Consider the following 22,287-nt stretch of genomic DNA (forward strand, 5'->3'; position numbering starts at 1 on the left):
TTTCTTAAGAGTCGTTTTCTTGCTAATATTCAACATCAATCGATACCCTAATCACCGTCGCTTCGACCCACGCTAGAGACTCCGTATGACGCATTCGCCCCTGCCTCCCGAAGTCACGATCAGCTTCAAGGCGACCTGCCTTCGCGCACTGTGCTATATCTTGATCGTCGCCGGCATCATGCAGTTAGTCATGTTGGACGCTCAATCCGGCGTCGACCGATTTTCCGAGACGTCATTGACCGAACTCACGCAGTCGACATTGCTGCTGCTGGGCGCGTTGTTGATGCTCTACATATACCGCCGTCCCGATGCCATTCCCAATGTCAGCCTGTTGCTCGGTGCCTTCATGTTCGCATCCTTCGTTCGAGAAAACGACGCCTGGCTGGACAGCTACGTCTTCGACGGTGCCTGGCAGGTCATCGTGACCTTAATCGTGCTGCCGACACTGTTCGTGGTGATTCGCCATCGGCATGCCTTCACCGAGGAGTTCAAATCGATCTCCAACAGCCTTGGCTTCGGGATGTTCACCGCTGGCTTCCTTACAACTTATGTCTTCTCGCGCCTTTATGGCCGTTCCACGTTCTGGGAGGCCATGCTCGGCGATCACTTTCAGCGCGTCATCAAGGATGCCGCCGAGGAGGTCACCGAACTTGCCGGCTATATGCTGCTCTTCTTCGCCTGCATCGAGCTGGTGCTACTAGTGCGTCGGCGCTTCCGCCATCATAGCTGACATGGTCGCTTTCATACGTGGCGCATAAAAAAACCCGCGAGTGATCTCGCGGGTTTTTGGCTCGCGCCTGGTTCACTCGTCGAGGAACGTGCGCAGCGGCTCGGAACGCGACGGATGACGCAGCTTACGCAGCGCCTTGGCTTCGATCTGGCGGATGCGCTCACGCGTTACATCGAACTGCTTACCGACCTCTTCCAACGTGTGGTCGGTGTTCATGTCGATCCCGAAGCGCATGCGTAGCACCTTGGCTTCGCGCGCCGTCAAACCGCCCAGCACGTTGCGAGTCGCCTCGATCAACCCCTCACCGGTGGCCAAGTCGATCGGCAGCAGCATGGTGCCATCCTCGATGAAATCACCGAGATGCGAGTCGTCATCGTCGCCGATCGGCGTTTCCATGGAGATCGGTTCCTTGGCGATCTTGAGTACCTTGCGGACCTTGTCTTCCGGCATCTCGAGGCGTTCGCCCAGCTCTTCCGGCGTCGGCTCGCGGCCCATTTCCTGCAGCATCTGGCGCGAGACACGGTTGAGCTTGTTGATGGTCTCGATCATGTGCACCGGAATACGAATGGTGCGTGCCTGGTCGGCGATGGAGCGCGTAATCGCCTGGCGAATCCACCAGGTGGCATACGTCGAGAACTTGTAGCCACGGCGATATTCGAACTTATCTACCGCCTTCATCAACCCGATATTGCCTTCCTGAATGAGATCCAGGAACTGCAGGCCGCGGTTGGTGTACTTCTTGGCGATCGAGATTACCAAGCGCAGGTTGGCCTCAACCATTTCCTTCTTGGCACGACGCGCCTTGGCCTCGCCGATCGACAAGCGGCGATTGACCTCTTTGATGTTCGTGACCGGCAAACGCACCATCTCTTCCTCGAAGCCGATCTTGCGCTGGGCACGCAGAATATCGGCACGGAACGGCTCGAGACGCTCGGCGTACTTGGCATGCTTGGCCTTGAAACGGTCCAGCCATTCGAGGTCGGACTCGGCGCCGGGAAAAGAGCCGATGAAGGTCTTGCGCGGCACCTTGGCCTGCTTCACAAAGACCTGCATGATAGCCTTTTCCTGGCTGCGGACCTGCTCGATGCTGATGCGGACCTGCCCCACCAGACGCTCGAAATGCTTGGGCACCAGTTTGATCGGCGAGAACAGCTCGGCAAGACGCTCCTGCTCTTTATTCGCCTCCGACGACCCCAGGCCATGCTTGTCGATCGCGGCCTTGGCACGTTCGTTCTGTTCGCGAATCTGCTCGAAACGCGCCTTCGCTTCCTCGGGATCCGGACCGCCGCCGGTTTCTTCTTCTTCGGCCTCGTCGTCATCCTCGGAGACGTCGCCATCTGCGGCGCTTGGCTCGGGTTCCGGCCCAGGCACCTCTGCCTCGGCCACACCGGGAATCCCTTCGTCGGGATCGATGAAGCCTGAGAACAAATCGGAAAGCCGTCCCGGCGCTTCCTCGTCCTGGGTGGCATCGTAGGCATCGAGGACGGAATCCACGGCCCCCGGCAGATAAGCCAGCGAGGACATCACCTCGCGGGTGCCCTCCTCGATGCGCTTGGCGATCTCGATCTCGCCTTCGCGCGTCAACAACCCTACCGTGCCCATCTCGCGCATATACATGCGCACAGGGTCGGTGGTGCGCCCGACATCGCTCTCGACCGCCGCCAAGGCAGCAACGGCTTCTTCCGCCGCCGACTCATCGGCAGATTGGTCGGACATCATCAGGGTATCTTCGTCAGGTGCTTCCTCGACGACGCTGATACCCATGTCGTTGATCATCGCGATGATGTCTTCCACCTGATCGGGATCGGCGATATCCTCGGGAAGGTGGTCATTGACCTCCGCATAGGTCAGGAAGCCTTGCTCCTTACCCTGGGCGATCAACTCCTTCAGACGTGACTGCTGCGTATTTCCAGCCATAGAAACCCTATCTCGACAATGGAGCACCTGGAAGCGAACGGATCGAAACGCTGCTAAGCCTGCCAGTATAGCCGCTAAGGACATTTTACTGCCAGTGTCGTATTTGTCTTGTCATCCAGGTGTGCTAGTGTGTTCGGCTACCCTTTTCGATATTGCCTAGTAAATGGCGACGTTTTGCGCCAATTCAACCCGTCGCGGCAGGCATCTTCATCACGACCATCATGTTGGACGAGCACCGCCCTTCAACTCCATCAGCAGCTCATTCAACTGCTGGCGCTCTTCTCTGGACAGACACTCCCCTGCCTGCACACGGGCCAACAGGGCTTCGTACTCTTCCTGCGGCGAACGCTGCGAGTGACGTTGACGCAACCCGTCGACCAGACTTTCCACCTCGGCACCGCGTGCGTCACGTGGCATCAATAGCTCCCGACGCGCCAGCCAGGCTAGTCGCTCCCCTTCGGGCGTGCCATGAAAATGCGCCAGCAAGACCTGCGCGTTGCGATAGCCACCCGCACGGATCAAGCGCACCACTTCATGACACAAGGCACCGTCACCCTCGTCGTCGGGACACCAATCGAGCGACTCGGGCAGGCGGTTCACTAAACCAGGCTCATGGACCAACAAATGCAACAATCGACCGACAAGGCTCAAGGCGCCGCGCCGCCCACCAGAGGCATTTCCCCTGGAGGACGCAGCCTCGGAAGACGCATCCTCCGACGCGTCGGTGAGGCCGGCATCATCGGCCTCATGTGTCTTATCGGCACGCGCCAGCAATGCCTGAAAGTTTGCTTGTTCGACGCCCGTGCGCTGCGAGAGTTCGCGTAGCAACAGCGATTTCAACACACCTTCCGGCAGACGCTCCAAGGCGCGCAACACCGTGGTGACGAAACGCTCGCGCTCCTCGATGTGCTTGAGGTCACGCCCCTCCGCCGCCTGGTCGAAGAGAAACTCCGAAAGAGGCGCGGCGCACAATACCCGATTCTCGAAGGCCTCGGTGCCTTCACGCCGTATCAGGGTGTCCGGATCCTCGCCTTCGGGAAGGAACAGAAAGCGCACCTGGCGCCCGTCGATCATCGACGGCAGCACCGTCTCCAGCGCACGGCGTGCCGCCTGGCGTCCGGCCTGATCGCCATCGAAACAGAACACCACCTCCCCGACGAGGCGAAACAGACGCTGCAAATGATCTTCGCTAAGCGAGGTGCCCAGGGTTGCGCAGGCGTTGCGAATCCCGAACTGGGCCAACGCCACGACATCCATGTACCCCTCGACGACCAGCATGCGTTCCAGCCGCGAGTTGGCCTGACGCGCCTCATAGAGGCCATATAGCTCGCGTCCCTTGTGGAATACCGGCGTCTCGGGCGAATTCAGGTACTTGGGCTTGGCGTCGCCGAGCACACGCCCGCCGAAGGCGATGGTGCGCCCCTTCCAATCGCGAATCGGGAACATGACGCGGTCGCGAAAGCGGTCGTAGCTGCGCCCAGAATCTTCGCGATGCACCAACAATCCGTATTCGATCTGTACCGCATCGCTGATGCCGCGCTCACCCAAGTGTCGCTTGAGCGCTTCCCACTTGTCCGGGGCAAAGCCGATCCCGAACTCGCGTACGATATCTTCGGACAACCCGCGACGCTCGAGATAATCGCGCGCGTCACGGCCCTCAGGCATCGCCAGGCGCTCTCGAAAGAAGCTCGCCGACAACTCGAGCAGATTGACCGCCTCTTCGCGACGCTGCTCGCGCTGCTGGGCGCGCGGATCGTCATCACCCTCACGAGGCACGTCCAGCCCCAATCGCGACGCCAACTGCTCGACCGCCTCAGGAAAGCGCAAATGGTCGAACTCCATCAAGAAGCGCAGCGCATTGCCATGCACACCGCAGCCGAAACAGTGATAGAACTGCTTTTCGGCACTCACGGTGAACGACGGCGATTTTTCCTGATGGAAGGGACACAAGCCTGAGTAGTTGCGACCAGCCTTCTTGAGCTGAACGCGTTCACCGACGACCTCGACTACATCGGTGCGGGCCAGCAAATCATCGATGAAGCGTTGGGGTATCTGTCCAGCCATGGCGGGGTAGCGCTCGACGAAACGTTGTCTGTATCGCGGAAATCACGGAGCCAGGCATCGCGGAAACAGCGGGGTGGGAAAAACAAGCGGCCACCCGATGGCAGCCGCTTGGCGTCCCTCTAAGAAGCGACCGAAGTCACTTCTAGTACGGATCAATACAGCCGTTCGAAACGCTTGCGCTCGCGCTGCAGCTTCTTGGCATGACGCTTGACCGCCGCAGCTGCCTTGCGCTTGCGCACTGCGGTCGGCTTTTCATAGGTCTCACGACGACGAACTTCGGAGAGAACGCCGCCTTTTTCGCAAGAACGTTTGAAACGCCGCAGGGCGACGTCGAACGGCTCGTTGTCACGTACTTTTACAGAAGGCATTAACCAATCACCTACCTTGAAGAAAGATGAGTTCGGATTGAACGCACACCTAGTCAGACCATGTTCGGCTTATGCCGAACGGCATGACGAGTGCACGACCCAGTCTTGCAGAACACAGTATTCTAGTCACCATAAGATCGCTTTGCAAAGCCTTTACCTCCGCCCCTGCCACGCATGCCGCGAAAAGCGTAGAATGATGGGCTTCACGGGATAGCGGGGAATGACGACACATGCGGGTATTGGGCATCGAGACCTCCTGCGACGAAACCGGCGTCGCCATCTATGATACCGAGCGCGGCCTGCTCGCCGATGCGCTGCATAGCCAAATGGCGATGCATGCCGAATTCGGCGGCGTGGTACCGGAACTCGCCTCGCGCGATCATACTCGCAAATTGCTGCCGCTGATTCGCCAGGTGCTCGACGATGCCGCGCTTGACGGCGCGGAGCTCGACGCCATCGCCTACACGGCCGGGCCCGGACTGGTCGGCGCCCTGATGGTGGGCGCCTCGACCGCACACGGTCTGGCTCGCGCCTGGGGCATCCCGGTACTCGGCGTGCATCACATGGAGGGGCATTTGCTGGCGCCGATGCTCGAGGACACGCCGCCTGACTTTCCATTCGTGGCGTTGCTGGTCTCGGGCGGGCACACCCAGCTCGTCGAAGTCCATGGTCTCGGACGCTATCGTCTGCTCGGCGAGTCGGTCGACGATGCCGCCGGCGAAGCCTTCGACAAGGCCGCCAAGATGCTCGACCTAGCCTACCCCGGCGGCCCACAAGTGGCCAAGCTCGCCGAAGGTGGCGATCCCACGCGGTTTCGTTTCCCGCGCCCCATGACCGACCGGCCGGGGCTCGACTTCAGCTTCTCCGGACTCAAGACGCACACGCTGACCACCGCCAGAAAGCTCCAGGAAGCCGGCTCCCTGAGCGCTCAGGACCGCGCCGACATCGCCCGCGCCTTCGAGGAAGCCGTCGTCGATACGCTAGTCATCAAGTGTCGCCGCGCCCTCGATGCCACAGGACTCAAGCGACTCGTGGTAGCCGGTGGCGTCAGCGCCAATCATCGCCTGCGCGAACGTCTCGACCGTGAAACCTCCAAGCGCCAGGCACAGGCCTTCTATCCGCGTGGACGCTTCTGCACGGACAACGGGGCGATGATCGCCTACGTCGGCGCGCAACGCCTGCTCGCCGGTGAACGCGACGACGCGACCATGCAGGCAACGCCACGCTGGCCGCTGGCGACGCTCATTCCTCCGGCGGCTTGATCTCATCCTCGTGTTTCAAGTCGGAGGTACCACCACGTCCCAGGCAACGAATGTTCCAGGCATGGCGTACCAGTACCAACGCCGAAAAGGCGCTCACCACCAGCGTCGCCTCGCGCGCCAGCCAGTAACTGGCCAAGGGGGCAAGCAGCGCCGCAGCCAGAGATGCCACCGCCGCAGTGCGTGAAAACCAGGCCAGGAGCACCCAGCACAGCGCGCAGGCCCAGGCCACTGGCGTGGCGATCATCAGCAGCACGCCGAAAGCACTCGCCACGGCCTTGCCACCGCGCCCACGATGCCACGCTGGATAGCTGTGCCCCACCAGTACCGACAGTCCTATTGCGCCCTGTATCCACAGCGGCAATGCCTCGCGCTGTGCTATCCACAACACCGGCATGGCCTTGACCGCATCGACCATCAGGGTCAAGGCCGCCGGCGCCGCCCCATGCACACGCAGAACATTCGAAAACCCCGGGTTGCACGACCCTGCGTAACGCGGATCGCGACGCCCCAGCGCACGACACACCCAGACGGCGCCGAGCAGCGAACCGCTCAAATAACCGGCAACCACTAAGGTAGCGATAGGCAAGACTGGAGACATGGGCTGGACTCCTTCATGGCGCGGGCGACACCGATGCATAGGCCTCGCCCATGATTCTGCCACCTCCATGACGTACAATCTAAGGTATGCAACGCCGCGAAGTACTGACGAAGCTTCGCCGCATGAATGCCCGACCTAATGAGGATACGCCGTGGATCACGTGCTGATCGAGGCACTGGAAGTGGATACTGTCATCGGTGTCTACGACTGGGAACGCACCTTACGCCAGCGGCTGCGGCTGGATCTCGAACTGGCGACCGACATCTGTCCCGCTGCGGAGCGGGACGATATCCAACTGACACTCGACTACGCCGCCATCAGCGAGCGTATTGGGACCTTCGCCGAGGCCCATCAATTCGCGCTGGTCGAAACCTTTGCCGAACGCTTGGCCGAGGCCCTGCGCCAGGAATTCGCCATCGCCTGGCTCAGCCTGACCGTCCGCAAGCCTGATGCAGTCGCCAATGCCGCCAGCGTAGGCGTGCGTATCACACGGGGGCAGGCATGACACAGGTGACCGTCAGCATCGGCAGCAATATCGACCGCGAACGCCACGTTCTCGCCTGCCTTGACGCCCTCGCCGACACCTTCGGAGACGTGCAAGTATCGCGCGTCTTCGAAAGCGAACCGGTCGGCTTCGAGGACGGGCGCAATTTTTACAACCTCGTCGCGGCGTTCCACTCCACTCTTTCGGTCGGCAAGCTACAAGCCTGGTGCAAGCAGATCGAAGCCGACAACGGGCGCCTGCCAGGCAGCCCCAAGTTCAGCCCACGCACCCTGGATATCGACTTGCTCACAGTGGGCGACCGATGCGGCCATATAGAAGGCGTCGATCTCCCGCGTGACGAGATCCTCCACCACGCGTTCGTGTTGCAGCCACTCGCCGAACTGCTGCCGGAGACCCCGCATCCCGAAGTCGGACACTCTTATGCTGCGCTGTGGGCCGCGTTCACGAACGGCGACCAACACCTATGGCCTGTGGCTTTAACTTGGCGTGGCCATACGATCTCTTGCCCGGATTGACGCCCCGAAGTCAGGCCGGTTGATGCACATTGCGTGACGCTTGAATCTCCCTGCCACCGGCACAATAAAAGCCACCCGCCTCGAAAGGCGGGTGGCTTTTACATACCTGCACAGACGGCGCCTAGACAACGCCGTCAAACACCTCTTACCAGTCAGCGCGATGACCGATCTTCGATTGATCCTGCGTATCGCTGGGCAGATTGGTCTGCTGGGTGTTGTGCTCTGAAATGTAGTGCTGCGCCTTGGCGAGGGCCGCGCTGTCGGCGCCAGAGGTATCGAGCTCCTGGAAGCTCACGGATGCCTGATCGGCACTCTGGTCGGTCTGCAGTGCTTCATGGTTGACCTGTAGCGCTTCGCTGGAAGCGATGCTGGCTTGAGCGGCAACCGGCAGAGCGGCGAGTGCGATGGCGGCAATAAGGGTACGTACTTGCATGATAGATCTCCTTGCGTGTTCATGTTCGCTTGCGAACGTTGAGTAAACTATATAGCAAGCTAACAATAAACGCAATAATGAATCTAACAATTGCCCCTATAGCCGAAAGCTATGCGGCTCTAACAAGTATATTCCAGTGATTTTTCTTGCTTGACGTGCTGTATACGAGATTTAAAAGACATCCCTACCAAAGCCTCTAAAGCCAAAAAAGGGAATGCTCATCCTCTAAGTCCTAATATTTTTCGTAATCGAAACCTGCTGACAATCCCTGACTCGACGCGGCCGCAGGATCTTCAGGCTAACCGTCATCGGCGCTGCAACAGCACTACATCGTTACGCGGAAACGTCACCGTCAGCCCATGCTGTTCGGCGAGGTAGTCAAAGCTGCGCTTGGCAAAGAAGCAGACATGCGTCGAATCACGCATGTAACGCCAGCGGGTAAGGTCGGTGACGCCATCGCTGCGCTGGGTCATGATGCCCAACCAGCCGCCGCGCCGCAGTCGCGCGATCAAGTCGGACAATACCTGCCCCGGCGCATGCAGATGCTCGACCACCTCACTGGCGGTGATGACGTCGTAATTGCGTGCCAAACGTTCGGGGTACGGCGCATAGAAAGGATCGAAGACCGTCATGTGATGACCGGCCTCCTCCAGCATGACCGATAATGTCGGCCCCGGCCCGCAACCGAAATCGAGCCCTTGCGAAGCGGGCGGCAGACGGGCCAGCAAGGGGTCGCACAAGCGCGCCAGGAAGCGTCGATAGCCCAGATCGTCCGGCGAATTCTCGTGGAGATCGTAAACCGCGCGCTCTTCCTCGGCCGAGGGGCGCTCCCCGGGAGCGACAAAGATCAAGGCACAAACCGGGCAGCGATAATAGGTGCGTGGCGGCGCACCCGACGAGGGCACGCTGTGGGTCGCGGCACACAAGGGGCATGCTGGCGTAATCGCCGGCGATGTTGCTCGTTCTGTCATTGAGCCTCGCATGACTCAGCATATGGATTTACCCGGCGGCGAGCATTTCACCGGCCGGCACTCTCGAGACACGTACTTGCGCATCTTTAGACTGGATACAGATCACCTCAAGCGTGCATGATGTCTTTCCCCCTTGGGGGCCAACCGTCACTTTTTTGGACAATCTGCCATGCTCAATGCCATCGACCATTTGGTGGTAAACGTCACCGACCTCGAGCGCAGCATCGATTTCTACACACGCGTGCTGGGGCTCGAGGCACGCTACCACGATGCGACACGCACCGATCTCTACCTGGACGATTTCGCCTTGCACTTGCACGCTACCCAGGCCACGGGTGACAAAATGCACTCTGCCATGCCAGGCAATCAGACCATGGGCTTTCGCAGTGCCCTACCCCTGGCAGAGGTGAAGACGCATCTGGAAGCGCTAGGGGTACCGTTGGCTGGAGTACCGATGGATAAAGGGCCGGCTGAACATAGCGCTGCCGACACGCTTCACGTACGCGACCCAGATGGCAACCTGATCGAGATTTCACGCCCCGGGCGCCGCTAAACTGACAAGAGGGTCGCCGACATTGTACGCACGTGCGGGCAGGCATACGCTGCGCAATCTGTATAATACGGGCCCTATCGTCCGCCGTAACCGATGATGCCATGAGTTCGATGTCCGAAGACGCTCCTTCTCCTTTACGCGCACGTGCCATCGCTCTGCTGTGGCGCACCCTGGCACGCTTGACACCGCGCCGGCTGTGGCAACTGGCCCGTTTGATCGGTCCGCTGATTCTCGCCTTCAGCCGCCGCGAACGAAACGTGACGCGCACCAATCTCAGACACGTCTATCCGGATATGCCAGCACGTCAGCAACGTCGCCTGACACGGGACAGCCTGACGCACTCCTCGGCGACCATGCTCGAGCTGGGGTTTGCCTGGATGGCTGCACCGAAGCGCGTCGAAGATTCGATCCGCGCCGTGTACGGCCGCGAACTACTCGATGACGCCCGCACCCAGGGACGTGGCGTCATCGTGCTGGCACCGCATTACGGTAATTGGGAAGTGCTCAATTTCTGGCTTTCCAGCCACTTCCCGTTCACCGCCATGTACGAACCTCCCAAGATCGACGCGCTCGATCCGGTGATCCGCCATGGCCGCGAACGCATGGGAGCCCAGTTGGTCCCTACCAATCCACGCGGTGTCGCCTCGCTACTCAAGGCACTCAAGCGCTGCGAGGCAGTCGGCATCCTCCCCGACCAGGAGCCGAGCTGGGGAAGCGGCGTCTTTGCCGATTTCTTCCAGCGTCCGGCCTATACCGCCACCTTACTGCCCAAGCTCGTGGCGCGCACCGAGGCGCGCGTCGTCACCGGCGTGGCACGACGCCTCTCCGACGGCAAGGGCTTTGCGCTGCACTTTCTCGCCGCCGACGAACGCGTCTACTCGAGCGATGAGACGCTCTCCGCCACCGGCGTCAACGCCAGCGTGGAAGATGCCATCGCCTTGGAGCCCGCTCAGTATCAATGGGAATACAAGCGCTTCCGCAAGACCCCGCAACAAGCCGCCAAGCATCCCGATTTCAAGCGCTTTCGCATCTACTGACCCCCGGGCACGTCGCTGATTGTTGTCTACACTGCTCCAGAGAGTTTCTCGAGGAGTCGTGCATGATGTTTCATCCCACTACCCAGGCCCTGAGACGACGCGCACCGGCGCTTGCCAGCCTCTGGCTGGGGGCCATGATGATCGCCTCCGGTCAGGCCCAGGCACTGACGCCCGTAGAGGTTGCCGGCAACGCGGAACGAGCCAATGTGCCCGGCGGTGCCACGCTCGATAAGCGGGTCTCGCTGCGTGCACCCCGCTTGATCAGCTTTGGTCCCGAAGACGAGATGTTCATCGGCTCCCAGTCGGGGCGCCTGTATCGCCTGGAACCGCCTTATGACCGTGTCGATGCAGAGATCTCACTACCCGGTTACCCGCACAGCGCTGTGGTGCACGAAGGCTACTTGTACGTAGCGACCACCGAGCGTCTCTATCGCACGGCGTATTCGCCAGGACAGGACGTCACAGAGACGGATTTCGAGGGCGTCGCCGATCTGCCCGGCGGTAGCGGCCACGCTTCGCGCTCATTATCCGTGGGGCCCGACGGCAGGCTCTATGTCGCGCTCGGCCTTCAAGGCAACTGCTCGGCGCAGCACGTCAGCAAGGACACAACCTTCGAGGATCGGCGAGGCGGGGTAATGGTACTCGACCCCACACGCGAGACGCCTGAATGGACGCCCTACGTTAGCGGACTACGCAACCCCATCGGCATGGCCTGGAGCCCACAAGGGGCTCTCTACCTCAACAACAACGGCCCCGACCATTGGGGCTACGAAGCACCGCCCGAACTACTGGTACGCGCCGAGGCCGAGAGCTTCCATGGCATGCCGTGGTATCAATGGAATGAGGGCGAGTGGCAGCGTGATGAGTGCATCAATTCGACGCCGCCCGCCGGGCGTGACACGCTCGCGCCGCCAGTAGCGACGTTTGCCGCGCGTAGCGCTCCCATCGGCCTGACCTTCCTGCCTGATGACAATCCCTGGCAGGTGGATATGGTCACCGCCATCCATGGCAGTTGGGCCACGCAAGCATCCGGGGGCCGCGCTACCCGCCGACCGCCGAAGATCGTCGGCATTCGACTCGAAGACGACGGCCGCCAGGGCCAGGTGATCGATCTGGTCGGCGGCTTCCAGGCGGAAAGCGGCGAACGCTGGGCACGCCCCGCCGGTATCGCCTACCGCGACGGCGCGCTTTATTTCACCACCGACAGTGGAGATACCGGGTTGTACCGCCTGACGCCCTGATCCGAGAAATCCTAGCGCTTGTCCAGATGCGCCTGGCGCGCCGCGACCTCGGCGAGTCCCGACCAATCCTTGTCGCCATCGCCATTGGCCAGAGCATCGAGCAAACGGTCGCGGACCGCGCTACCCAATGGCAAGGCGACGTTTTGCTCATCACCCGCGCTCAAGGCCAGCCCGACATCCTTGTGGCCAAGGCGCATCGTGAATCCGGCGGGCTCGAAGCGAGCTTCGGCGATCATCTTGCCGTAGCCCTGATAAGCCGGCGAGGCGAACAACGTATTGGTGACGATATCCAGAAAATCGCTGGCCTCGATGCCGTATGCACGGGTCAGTGTCGAGGCCTCGGCCATCGATTCGATGGCACTGGCGAGCATGAAATTGGCGGCGATTTTCGCCACATTGGCGCGCTCGGGCGACTCTCCCAAGGGCCAGACGGCCTGACCCATGGCGTCGAGCACGGGCCTTACCCGTTCGATGTGCGTCGTGTCGCCGGCGGCGATGATATTGAGCTTGCCCGCCGCTGCGACGTCCGGCCGTCCCAGCACCGGCGCGGCGACATAGCCGACGCCCAGACGTTCGTGAAGCGCCGCCATGCCACGGGCGAAAGCCGCCGACACCGTGGCCATGTTGACGTGAACACTGCCCTTCTTCATCGCCTCGATGGCTTTGCTCTCCACCAGCACCTGATGCGCTGCCTGGTCGTCCGCCAACATGCTTACCAGCACCTCATGCCGTGCCGCGTCAGCCGGTGTCTTGGCGATCTTGGCACCCTGCTCGGCGAGCGCCTCGGCAGCCTCAGAAGAGCGGTTCCACACCGTGACCTCATGCCCTGCTTCGAGCAACTGCTGCGCCATGCCACGCCCCATGGCCCCCAGACCAATGAATCCTACTTTCATGTTCAACCCTCCTTTGCTGTGTTCTTCCCTGAATATTAGCATGCAAACGAGGGTTTGACGTCCCTCTCGTCATACGCATCGCACAGGGGATTTCATTCGGCCAATACCTTGATAGACTCTAGACGACAGCTTGACGGGGTGCCGGTGGAACCGGCTGAGATCGTCCTGCGCTCGCCATCAAGGCGGACGCCACGACGGATCCCGACGAACCTGACCCGGCTAGTACCGGCGTAGGGATCAAGCGGAGTCCGCAGCATCGGAACATCATCCGTCGTTGCTTACTTCTCCCGCCTACGCTGTGCGCCGGCCTGACTTGCGTCATGACCTGGAGCACATATGACATCACCGCAATTTCTTTCCGACACCGCCCACGTCGACGAGGCCGCCATTCAGGCGCTCCCCGGCTCGCGCAAGATATACGTGGAAGGCTCATGCGCGGATATCCGTGTACCTTTCCGCGAGATATCGCTATCACCGACCCGTACCTCCGGCCAGGACGAAGAGAATCCGCCCCTGCTGGTCTACGATACCTCCGGCCCCTATACCGATCCCGGCGCGAAGGTAGACCTACGCAAGGGTCTGACGGAACTGAGACGTCGCTGGATCGACGCACGCAGCGATACCGAATTCCTCGACGGCCCCACGTCCGAATACGGCCGACGCCGCGCCAACGACCCCATGCTCGCCCCGTTACGCTTCGAACTGACTCGCACACCGCGACGCGCCAAATCGGGTAAGAACGTGACCCAGCTCCATTACGCGCGTCAGGGCATCGTCACCCCCGAGATGGAATTCATCGCCATCCGCGAGAATCAGCGTCGCCAGGCGCTCTCTACAGCGTACTCAGGCAGCGAGGAAGTCGAGCGCATCCTCGGCCAGCAGCATCCGGGCGAAGGGTTCGGTGCGCGCCTCCCGGACGAGATCACCCCGGAGTTCGTGCGCCGCGAAGTGGCCGAAGGCCGCGCGATCATCCCCTGCAACATCAACCATCCGGAAACCGAGCCGATGATCATCGGTCGTAATTTCCTGGTGAAGATCAACGGCAATCTGGGGAACTCGGCGGTAAGCTCGGCCATCGAGGACGAGGTCGACAAAATGACTTGGGGCATCCGCTGGGGCGCGGATACGATCATGGACCTCTCCACCGGGGCCAACATCCACGAAACGCGTGAGTGGATCGTCCGCAACGCCCCGGTGCCCATTGGCACCGTACCGATCTATCAGGCCCTGGAAAAGGTCGGCGGCGTCGCCGAGAATCTGACCTGGGAAATCTTCCGCGACACCCTGATCGAGCAAGCCGAGCAGGGTGTGGATTACTTCACCATTCATGCCGGCGTCTTGCTGCGCTACGTGCCGCTCACCGCCGAGCGCGTCACCGGCATCGTTTCCCGAGGCGGCTCCATCATGGCCAAGTGGTGTCTCTACCACCATGAAGAGAGTTTCCTCTACACCCACTTCGAGGATATCTGCGAAATCTGCAAGCGCTACGACGTGGCGTTCTCGCTGGGCGATGGCCTACGCCCCGGTTCGGTGGCCGATGCCAACGACGCGGCCCAGTTCGCTGAACTCGAAACCCTCGGCGAGCTGACCAAGATCGCCTGGAAGCACGACGTTCAGGTGATGATCGAAGGCCCCGGCCACGTGCCCATGCACCTGATCAAGGAGAACATGGACAAGCAGCTCGCGGAGTGCGACGAGGCGCCCTTCTATACCCTCGGCCCGCTGACCACCGACATTGCGCCGGGCTATGACCACATCACCTCGGGTATCGGCGCGGCGATGATCGGCTGGTACGGCTGCGCGATGCTCTGCTACGTCACCCCCAAGGAGCATCTCGGCCTGCCCAACAAGGATGACGTCAAGACCGGCATCATCACCTACAAGATCGCGGCACATGCCGCCGATCTGGCCAAGGGACACCCGGCCGCCCAGCGCCGCGACAACGCGCTCTCGAAAGCGCGTTTCGAATTCCGCTGGGAAGATCAGTTCAATCTAGGGCTCGACCCGGATACCGCCCGCGCGTATCACGACGAAACCCTGCCCAAGGATTCAGCCAAGGTGGCGCACTTCTGCTCGATGTGTGGGCCCAAGTTCTGCTCGATGAAGATCAGCCATGAAGTACGCGATGCTTACAAGGACCGCACCCCCGAACGCGGACTTGAAAGCGACGCAGAGGCAGTGAGGCGTGGCATGAAAGAGCAAGCGGAGAAGTTCCGCGAGCAAGGCGGCCACTTATATCGCGAGGTCTAACACGCCCGCGAGACGAAAAAAGCCACGCCGTTATATGGCGTGGCTTTTCATTTCGAGCACGTCAGGCGTGATCAGCGCAGCGAGGTCATCAGCACTTCGGTATCGGTCACCTGAAAGTCGATCGACATCATGATGCTGAGCGCCGTGATGGTGAAGATCGAAAAGATGAACACCTTCTTGGCCCACACACGATCATCGCCGGTGCGGTAACCACGAAGCGCCATGACGAGCCAATAAAGCCCCATCGCTGCCGCTACCGCAAAGTAACCATAACCGGCGTAACCAGCTAGCGTGAGCATCAGGGTCGCGCCCAAGAACGCCAGGATATACCAGAAGATATAATGCTTAGCCGCCCTCACACCATGCGTGACCGGCAGCACCGGGATCGATGCCGCGCGATAGTCCTGATAGCGAAAGATGGCGATGGCATATGAGTGAGGCATCTGCCACAGACAGAAGATCAACAGCAGTGTCAGCGCACCGAGATCAAACTGACCGCTAACCGCACAATAGCCAACTACCGGAGGCGCCGCGCCCGACAAGCTGCCCACCAGGGTGCCATACACCGAGTGTCGCTTGAGATACAGGCTATAAAGCCCGACATAGACGACGAACCCGAGCAAGGCGAACAGCGTCGCCAAGGCATTGGTGCCCAGCACCAGAGTCAAGAAGCCGACGATGCCCAACACACTGCCGTACGCCAGCGTGATACCGGGTGAAATCAGTCCCTGGACCGTGACACGTCCTTGGGTGCGCTCCATCAAACGATCGATATCGCGATCGATGTAGTTGTTGAACACGCACCCGGACGCAATCACCAACGCAATCCCGATGACCGTGGCCAGGAAGAGCATGCCATCCACGCTTCCCTGGGAAGCGAGGAAAAAGCCCCCGGCCACGGAGATCAGATTGCCGAAGATGATACCCGGCTTGGTAATGGAGACGTAGGGGTTTTTGAGCATCACGCCGAGCGACTCACCCACCAAGCATCATGTTGGCGTGCAGGTTCTGCATGATCCACAGCGACCCGCCCACCAGAATGACCAGGATCAACGCCGTGAAGATAAAGGACCCTGCGTTCCACCCTTCTTCGGTCTTGAAGTCCAGATGCATGAACATGACTAGCTGTATCAATACCTGAGCAATCGCCATGATCGAGATCGTCACGACGACAGTCATGTTGCTGAAGCCACCGCTCATGACCATCCAGAATGGGATGACCGTCAACACGAGAGAGAGAATCAAGCCAATTACATAGGACTTGACGCTGCCGTGGTTGCCACCATCGTGGGAAGCATGTGCATCGCTCATTACAGAACTCCCATCAGATAGACGAAGGTAAAGACACAGATCCACACGATATCCAGGAAGTGCCAGAACAGACTCAGGCACATGATCCGCGGACGCGTCTTGTCGTTAAGGCCCTTCGTGTAAAGCTGGATGATCATCACCAGCATCCAGATCAGGCCGAAGGCCACGTGAAGGCCGTGCGTACCGACCAGGGTGAAGAAGGAGGATAGGAAAGCACTACGATCCGGTCCGAAGCCTTCAGCAATCAGATGATGAAATTCATAGATTTCCAATCCGATGAAGCCGGCACCCAACAAGAACGTGATGCCCAGCCATCCTTTCACCTGCGCCACACGATCGGCATGCATGGCCAGTACGGCCATGCCATAAGTGAAACTACTGAATAGCAGCAGGAAAGTACTGATCAGAATCAGCGGGAGCTCGAAGATATCGGCCCCAGAGGGGCCGCCCGCCGTGCCATTCATGAGCACGGCATAGGTGGCGAAAAGGCTCCCGAAGATGACCAGGTCACTCATCAGGTAGACCCAGAAGCCGAATACCTTCATGGCACCAGCATCGTGGTGCTCATGCTCGTCATGAGCATGAGATTCATGTTGATTAACAGTTTGCGTCGTCATGATTACGCCTGCATCTCCAGCCGTTTATGGTGCTCGCGCTCAATACGCTCGACTTCCGCCGCCGGGACGTAATAGTCGATATCGTCGTTGAAGACACGGAACATGAAGGCTACGAACATACCGATGGCAGTTACACCGGCCAGCCACCAGATATGCCAGACCAACGCGAACCCGAACGCGATGCTGATCAGGCCAATGATCGGCCCTGCCACGGTGTTCTTCGGCATATGAATGTCTTCGTACTGGGCCGGCTTGTCCGCTGCCATGCCCTTCTCTTTCTTCGCTTCCCAGAAGGTATCGACGGAGCCCACGACGGGTAGATGCGCGAAGTTATAGAACGGTGCAGGAGAAGACGTCGACCACTCCAGTGTACGCGCATCCCACGGGTCGCCCGTGATGTCGGCATTCTTCTCGCGATCGCGAATACTCACGATGAACTGGATCACGGTGCAGGCGATACCGCACAGAATGAGCACGGCACCGACCCACGCCACGATCATCAGCGGCTGCCACTCGGGGTTCGCATAAGATTGCATACGACGCACCGCACCCATGAAGCTCAGGATATAGAGCGGCATGAAGGCGAGGTAGAAACCCGTGATCCAGAACCAGAAGGAACGCTTGCCCCATTTTTCATCGAGCTTGAAGCCGAAGGCCTTCGGGAACCAGTAAGTCAAGCCCGCCAGCATGCCGAATACCACACCGCCAATGATGACGTTGTGGAAGTGAGCGATGACGAACAGGCTGTTGTGCAGCACGAAGTTCGCACCCGGCACTGCCAGCATCACACCCGTCATGCCACCGATGGTGAAGGTGATGATGAAGCCCAGTGTCCACAACACCGGCGAAGTGAACTCCAGGCGACCGCGATACATGGTGAACAACCAGTTGAAGATCTTCACCCCGGTGGGAATGGCGATGATCATCGTCGCGATGCCGAAGAAGGCATTGACGTTGGCGCCCGCCCCCATGGTGAAGAAGTGATGCAACCACACGATGAACGACAGGATAGTGATACAGGCCGTCGCCCAGACCATGGTGTTATAACCGAACAAGCGCTTCTTGGCGAAGGTCGCGATGACCTCGGAGAACACCCCGAACGCCGGCAGAATGAGAATGTATACCTCAGGATGGCCCCAGGCCCAGATGAGGTTGACGTACATCATCATGTTGCCGCCCATATCGTTGGTGAAGAAGTGCATCCCCAGGTAACGATCGAGTGTCAGCAGCGCGATGGTCGCAGTCAGAATCGGGAAAGAAGCAATGATCAGAACGTTCGCGCACAGCGACGTCCAGGTGAAGATCGGCATGCGGAACAACTTCATGCCCTTGGTGCGCATCTTCAAGATGGTGACGAAGAAGTTGATACCGGTCAGGGTGGTGCCGATCCCCGATATCTGTAGCCCCCATATCCAGTAATCGACCCCTACGCCAGGACTGTACTTTATTCCCGATAATGGCGAGTAGGCCAACCACCCCGTCTTGCCGTACTCACCGATGAGCAGCGATATCATGGTCAGTGCGACGCCTGCGACGAACAGCCAGAAGCTCAGGTTGTTCATGAACGGGAAAGCGACGTCGCGCGCGCCGATCTGCAGCGGCACGACCAGGTTCATCAAGCCGATGACCATGGGCATGGCCACGAAGAAGATCATGATCACACCGTGCGCGGTGAAGATCTGATCGTAATGGTGAGGCGGTAGATAGCCCTCGGAGCCCCCGGCGGCCAGGGCCTGCTGGGTGCGCATCATGATGGCATCGGCAAAGCCGCGCAGCAGCATGACCAACGCTACGAGGAAGTACATGATACCCAGTTTCTTGTGGTCGACGGAGGTCAGCCACTCCGTCCACAACCACTTCCACTTCTTGAAATACGTGAGAGCACCGACCACGACCAACGCGCCCAGCGCCATGACAAGCGCGGTCACGACGATGATCGGCTCGTGATAGGGAATATCGTCGAGTCCAAGTTTTCCGAACATAATCTTACTCCGCTGCCTCTGCGCTCATGGACGTCTCGCCATGATCGCCATCGTGTCCACCTTCACCGTTGCCGCCATGGAAACTCTCGACGATGTCGCGGTACAGGTCTGACGTTACGTCGGAGAAATACTCCACAGGATGGTCCGTGGACGGTTCCGCCAACTCTTGGTAGCTCCCGTCGTACGAGAGCGTTTCGGACGACTGCCCCACCTTGTCGACCCAGGCGTCGAAGTCATCCTGCGACATGGCATGCGCATCGAAGGTCATCTCCGAGAAACCCTCGCCACTGTAGTTGGAGGACTTGCCGTCGTAGACGCCTTCTTCGTTAGCGACTAGGTAAACGTCGTTGTCCATGCCGGCCATGGCATAGATCTGACTTCCCAGCGTGGGAATGAAGAACGAGTTCATCACCGACGCCGAGGTCACGCGGAAATGGACCGGGACATCGACGGGCATGGCCACTTCGTTGACCGTTGCGATGCCTTGCTCGGGATAGATGAACAGCCACTTCCAATCCAAGGCGACGACCTGTACTTCCATGGTTTCGGCATCGGATTCGATCGGCTTGTGCGGATCCAGTGAATGGGACGTTTTCCAGGTAATGATCCCCAGAAACAGGATGATTACGCAGGGTACGAGCCACACGACCGCTTCGATCTTGTTGGAGTGCGCCCAGTCCGGCATGTATTTGGCGGCATGGTTGCTATGCCGATATTTCCTAGCAAAAACCACCGTCATGACGATAACGGGGATCACTACGATCATCATCAGCCAGAAGGCGGTAATGATCAGCGATTTCAGCTCTACCCCGATCTGGCCCTTGGGATCCACGAGCGCCCCGTCACAGCCACTAAGCAGCACTGCGATCAAGGGCAGGATACCGAGCCATCCCAGGTTCTTCTTCATTCTCATTGCATGGCCTCACTCAAGCATGGGAAGACGTTGCAGCGCTTGCTCATTGAATGCTTTCCTCCGCTGGCGACCCGTTAGGCCCGGCGGTCAAAATGCAGTGGCACATTCGCCGACGGAACCTCAGCGACCTGGAGCGTGTCCAAATGGTCGGCTCTTGGCTTGCTGACCACTTGGAAACGCCCCATGACATGCATCCCGACCAGCCACCGGTTTCCCGGCTGCCAATGACACGAGTGTAATGTGCTCTGAAGGTTGGGCGTACCGCGCATGCTAGGCAATGACGGATATCTCCGCCATTAACGAGCACACATCGCTTACGCCATCTCGTCCCTAGCCTGCCTGCTAAAAGATCGCCATCCGAGCGAACACGAACAGCAAGCAGGGAGAACCGACGGGACGGCATTCTGAAGCAAAATCAGGTGAAATAGAAGCGACCAATTGCCGCAGTCATGTCGCACCCTAAGCCTCTTGACTGAGCAGACGCTCATACGATTGTAGGGTAGTGCAGGATCCCTCAACGACGCTATGGCCTGGAATCAGAAAAGATCCGGCACGAACACCAGCAACGCCACGCCGGTGCCCGTAGCCAGCGAAATCCCACCGCTCCATAGCATCATCCTGCGCACTCGCTGCCAGGTGTCGTGGACGCGTACGGCACGTGCCACCTTGGCCTTTAACTCCGCATAGCGGGCGTACTCGCCATCGGCGCTGATCGAGAAGTCGTTGGCCACGTTGCCGTTCCAATACGGCGCATGACTCAACCCCATGCGCGCACGCAGCAGCCCGATACCCGTCAAGGTACCATAGAGCTGGTCGTATTCACGCTTGCGCGATTCGACGCACAAGACCTCTTCAGCATCCGTCTTGACGGCCTGATTCTCGCAACGCGCAATGGCGCGTGCGATATCCGCGTCGCTCGCCGACACATGTATGTCCAATCGCCGATAAAGATCACGCATGTTGGCGCATCAAATAATCGTAGGCATTCTTGATTCGCTGAAAGCGCAGCGACGCCGTGACCATCGCCTCCTGACTCTGCGCATGATAGCGATCGGGATGGTATTTTTGAGCCAGACGTCGATAAGCACGTTTAATATCACTCTTCTGTGCGTTTTCCATCAAACCCAGCACGGCCAATGCCCGCTGGGCCTTTTCATCCCCCGTGGCATGCCCCGTGGCGTGCGCACCTTCGTGGGAAAAACCCTCATGGGAAAAACCCTCATGGGAAAAACCCTCGCGGTGCCGCTTGCCCTCGTCCGAATGCTGGCCTGCATGCGCTTGCTCATGCTGCCCGGTTTGCTCGCGCCGCCAACGCCAGCGACGCCGTCGAGTTTCGTCACTCTCGTCTTTGGAATGCTCGCGCTGACGATAGCGCCGCTCCTGACGATGACGCTCTCGCGAGCCTTTTGCGTTGCCCTTCTCTCCAGCCGTATGTTCTCGAGAATCTTCGCCATGCGTGCTGTGACCGCCTTGCCGGGAGGAATGGCGATAATCGGCACTCTCGCGTGACCGCCAGTAATGCGCGGCACTCGGATCCTCGGGCATCGCCAGTGGGTAACCGGCAACATCCCGAAACAATATCTCGAACGTCTCAGGCGCTACGCTCAGAAGGTCGGCTAGAAAACGCAGCACATGGTGCTGGCCGACCGCCAACGCCCCTTCCTGGGTAGCCACATGAATCGCCTGGCGGAGAAAGGTTTCCCGGCGCGGCCCACGATAATAGCGCTGCAATACTTCCGCCGCGAGCTGCAAAGCCACGAAATCCGGCGCACTCGCCAGATCGACGATCAACTGATAGCCATGGTCGTGGCGAAAGTCGCCGGTGAGCTCGTCGAGCAAGGCGCGTTTGCGGTCGCTCAAGACGCCCTGGCCATCGCTCATCGCCAACCACGCCAATAACAACAACGCGGCCGTATCGGCCTCGTTACGACTGCTGAGCAATAAGCGCTCGAAAGGCGTAAAGCGCGATGATGCCATGCCAGCTCCTGGCTTTCGGGTTGTTCGTTATAGGTAATCGCCACTTAGTGTGCGAGCATCCTATGAGCATCGGCCGCTTTTTGCATACCTTTAACGACGACGCCATGACATGAGTCATCCACTTTTTCCTGGATAACCATCTTCGCAATC

Annotated in this window: 22 protein-coding genes and 1 riboswitch; of the genes, 8 read left to right on the forward strand and 14 right to left on the reverse strand. The window is 59.7% G+C overall.

All coding sequences use genetic code 11. The features are described 5' to 3' along the window. Window positions 1-85: 85 nt before the first annotated feature. The gene (locus L1073_RS04360; protein WP_246897118.1) at window positions 86-730 is read left to right on the forward strand and encodes a hypothetical protein; all 645 of its coding nucleotides are present in this window, start codon (window positions 86-88) and stop codon (window positions 728-730) included. A gap of 72 nt (window positions 731-802) precedes the next feature. Here the strand turns inward: L1073_RS04360 and rpoD are convergent, their stop codons facing one another. The 3 genes from rpoD to rpsU all read right to left on the reverse strand — a co-directional run bounded on the left by rpoD (window position 803) and on the right by rpsU (window position 5,079). Continuing rightward, window positions 803-2,647 carry an RNA polymerase sigma factor RpoD gene (gene rpoD, locus L1073_RS04365; RefSeq protein ID WP_246897120.1) on the reverse strand — a complete coding sequence of 615 codons (1,845 nt, stop codon included), beginning with the start codon at window positions 2,645-2,647 and terminating at the stop codon, window positions 803-805. 219 nt (window positions 2,648-2,866) lie between these two features. Next, window positions 2,867-4,711, reverse strand: coding sequence for a DNA primase (gene dnaG / locus L1073_RS04370; protein WP_246897121.1), 1,845 nt, complete (start codon window positions 4,709-4,711; stop codon window positions 2,867-2,869). Window positions 4,712-4,863: 152 nt separating this feature from the next. Beyond that, entirely contained in the window at window positions 4,864-5,079 is a 216-nt protein-coding gene (gene rpsU, locus L1073_RS04375) for a 30S ribosomal protein S21 (RefSeq protein WP_040244373.1), read from the reverse strand. A gap of 230 nt (window positions 5,080-5,309) precedes the next feature. On the opposite strand from rpsU, the gene tsaD reads away from it, so the two are divergent. Continuing rightward, window positions 5,310-6,341, forward strand: a complete 1,032-nt coding sequence (gene tsaD / locus L1073_RS04380) for a tRNA (adenosine(37)-N6)-threonylcarbamoyltransferase complex transferase subunit TsaD (protein ID WP_246897122.1) — start codon at window positions 5,310-5,312, stop codon at window positions 6,339-6,341. On the opposite strand, the gene L1073_RS04385 is transcribed toward tsaD, so the two are convergent. After that, a complete protein-coding gene (locus L1073_RS04385; protein WP_246897123.1) occupies window positions 6,322-6,939 on the reverse strand; it encodes a glycerol-3-phosphate acyltransferase in 618 nt (205 codons plus the stop codon). The genes tsaD and L1073_RS04385 overlap by 20 nt on opposite strands. A 151-nt stretch (window positions 6,940-7,090) precedes the next feature. Between L1073_RS04385 and folB the strand changes: the two genes are divergently transcribed. Both folB and folK read left to right on the forward strand, forming a co-directional pair. Next, window positions 7,091-7,444, forward strand: a complete 354-nt coding sequence (folB, locus tag L1073_RS04390) for a dihydroneopterin aldolase (protein ID WP_246897124.1) — start codon at window positions 7,091-7,093, stop codon at window positions 7,442-7,444. Continuing rightward, the gene (gene folK, locus L1073_RS04395) at window positions 7,441-7,959 is read left to right on the forward strand and encodes a 2-amino-4-hydroxy-6-hydroxymethyldihydropteridine diphosphokinase (RefSeq protein ID WP_246897125.1); all 519 of its coding nucleotides are present in this window, start codon (window positions 7,441-7,443) and stop codon (window positions 7,957-7,959) included. Before folB ends, folK begins: the two co-directional genes overlap by 4 nt. Before the next feature lie 145 nt (window positions 7,960-8,104). On the opposite strand, the gene L1073_RS04400 is transcribed toward folK, so the two are convergent. Together L1073_RS04400 and L1073_RS04405 are read right to left on the reverse strand one after the other, a co-directional pair. After that, window positions 8,105-8,392 carry a hypothetical protein gene (locus tag L1073_RS04400; RefSeq protein ID WP_246897126.1) on the reverse strand — a complete coding sequence of 96 codons (288 nt, stop codon included), beginning with the start codon at window positions 8,390-8,392 and terminating at the stop codon, window positions 8,105-8,107. A gap of 305 nt (window positions 8,393-8,697) precedes the next feature. Further along, on the reverse strand, window positions 8,698-9,363 hold the full coding sequence (locus tag L1073_RS04405; RefSeq protein ID WP_246897127.1) for a class I SAM-dependent methyltransferase: 666 nt from the start codon (window positions 9,361-9,363) through the stop codon (window positions 8,698-8,700). Between the two features lie 169 nt (window positions 9,364-9,532). Here L1073_RS04405 and L1073_RS04410 point away from each other — a divergent pair, with 169 nt between their 5' ends. From L1073_RS04410 to L1073_RS04420, 3 genes are all read left to right on the forward strand, one after another. Further along, the gene (locus tag L1073_RS04410; RefSeq protein ID WP_246897128.1) at window positions 9,533-9,916 is read left to right on the forward strand and encodes a VOC family protein; all 384 of its coding nucleotides are present in this window, start codon (window positions 9,533-9,535) and stop codon (window positions 9,914-9,916) included. Between the two features lie 101 nt (window positions 9,917-10,017). Beyond that, on the forward strand, window positions 10,018-10,953 hold the full coding sequence (locus tag L1073_RS04415) for a lysophospholipid acyltransferase family protein (RefSeq protein WP_425531566.1): 936 nt from the start codon (window positions 10,018-10,020) through the stop codon (window positions 10,951-10,953). A 62-nt stretch (window positions 10,954-11,015) separates the two neighbouring features. After that, complete coding sequence (locus L1073_RS04420; protein WP_246897129.1) at window positions 11,016-12,194, forward strand: PQQ-dependent sugar dehydrogenase; 1,179 nt, start codon at window positions 11,016-11,018, stop codon at window positions 12,192-12,194. A gap of 11 nt (window positions 12,195-12,205) precedes the next feature. Here L1073_RS04420 and L1073_RS04425 read toward each other — a convergent pair whose 3' ends face one another. Next, a complete protein-coding gene (locus L1073_RS04425; RefSeq protein ID WP_246897130.1) occupies window positions 12,206-13,087 on the reverse strand; it encodes an NAD(P)-dependent oxidoreductase in 882 nt (293 codons plus the stop codon). Between the two features lie 124 nt (window positions 13,088-13,211). After that, window positions 13,212-13,341, forward strand: a riboswitch (TPP riboswitch). A gap of 82 nt (window positions 13,342-13,423) precedes the next feature. Between L1073_RS04425 and thiC the strand changes: the two genes are divergently transcribed. Next, the gene (thiC, locus tag L1073_RS04430) at window positions 13,424-15,337 is read left to right on the forward strand and encodes a phosphomethylpyrimidine synthase ThiC (RefSeq protein ID WP_246897131.1); all 1,914 of its coding nucleotides are present in this window, start codon (window positions 13,424-13,426) and stop codon (window positions 15,335-15,337) included. Between the two features lie 71 nt (window positions 15,338-15,408). Here the strand turns inward: thiC and cyoE are convergent, their stop codons facing one another. The 7 genes from cyoE to L1073_RS04465 form a co-directional block, all read right to left on the reverse strand. Further along, on the reverse strand, window positions 15,409-16,299 hold the full coding sequence (gene cyoE / locus L1073_RS04435) for a heme o synthase (protein WP_246897365.1): 891 nt from the start codon (window positions 16,297-16,299) through the stop codon (window positions 15,409-15,411). A 13-nt stretch (window positions 16,300-16,312) separates the two neighbouring features. Then, the gene (cyoD, locus tag L1073_RS04440) at window positions 16,313-16,648 is read right to left on the reverse strand and encodes a cytochrome o ubiquinol oxidase subunit IV (RefSeq protein WP_246897132.1); all 336 of its coding nucleotides are present in this window, start codon (window positions 16,646-16,648) and stop codon (window positions 16,313-16,315) included. Beyond that, entirely contained in the window at window positions 16,648-17,265 is a 618-nt protein-coding gene (locus tag L1073_RS04445) for a cytochrome o ubiquinol oxidase subunit III (RefSeq protein WP_246897133.1), read from the reverse strand. The genes cyoD and L1073_RS04445 overlap by 1 nt, the downstream gene beginning before the upstream one ends. Before the next feature lie 2 nt (window positions 17,266-17,267). After that, window positions 17,268-19,247 (reverse strand): cytochrome o ubiquinol oxidase subunit I, encoded by a 1,980-nt coding sequence (cyoB, locus tag L1073_RS04450; protein ID WP_246897134.1) that lies wholly within the window; start codon window positions 19,245-19,247, stop codon window positions 17,268-17,270. Window positions 19,248-19,251: 4 nt separating this feature from the next. Then, entirely contained in the window at window positions 19,252-20,160 is a 909-nt protein-coding gene (gene cyoA / locus L1073_RS04455) for a ubiquinol oxidase subunit II (protein ID WP_246897135.1), read from the reverse strand. A 536-nt stretch (window positions 20,161-20,696) separates the two neighbouring features. Continuing rightward, window positions 20,697-21,119 (reverse strand): hypothetical protein, encoded by a 423-nt coding sequence (locus tag L1073_RS04460; RefSeq protein WP_246897136.1) that lies wholly within the window; start codon window positions 21,117-21,119, stop codon window positions 20,697-20,699. Next, on the reverse strand, window positions 21,112-22,137 hold the full coding sequence (locus L1073_RS04465) for a J domain-containing protein (protein WP_246897137.1): 1,026 nt from the start codon (window positions 22,135-22,137) through the stop codon (window positions 21,112-21,114). Before L1073_RS04465 ends, L1073_RS04460 begins: the two co-directional genes overlap by 8 nt. Window positions 22,138-22,287 lie beyond the last annotated feature (150 nt).

Source organism: Chromohalobacter nigrandesensis (assembly GCF_023061285.1).
Taxonomy (GTDB): Bacteria; Pseudomonadota; Gammaproteobacteria; order Pseudomonadales; family Halomonadaceae; genus Chromohalobacter; species Chromohalobacter nigrandesensis.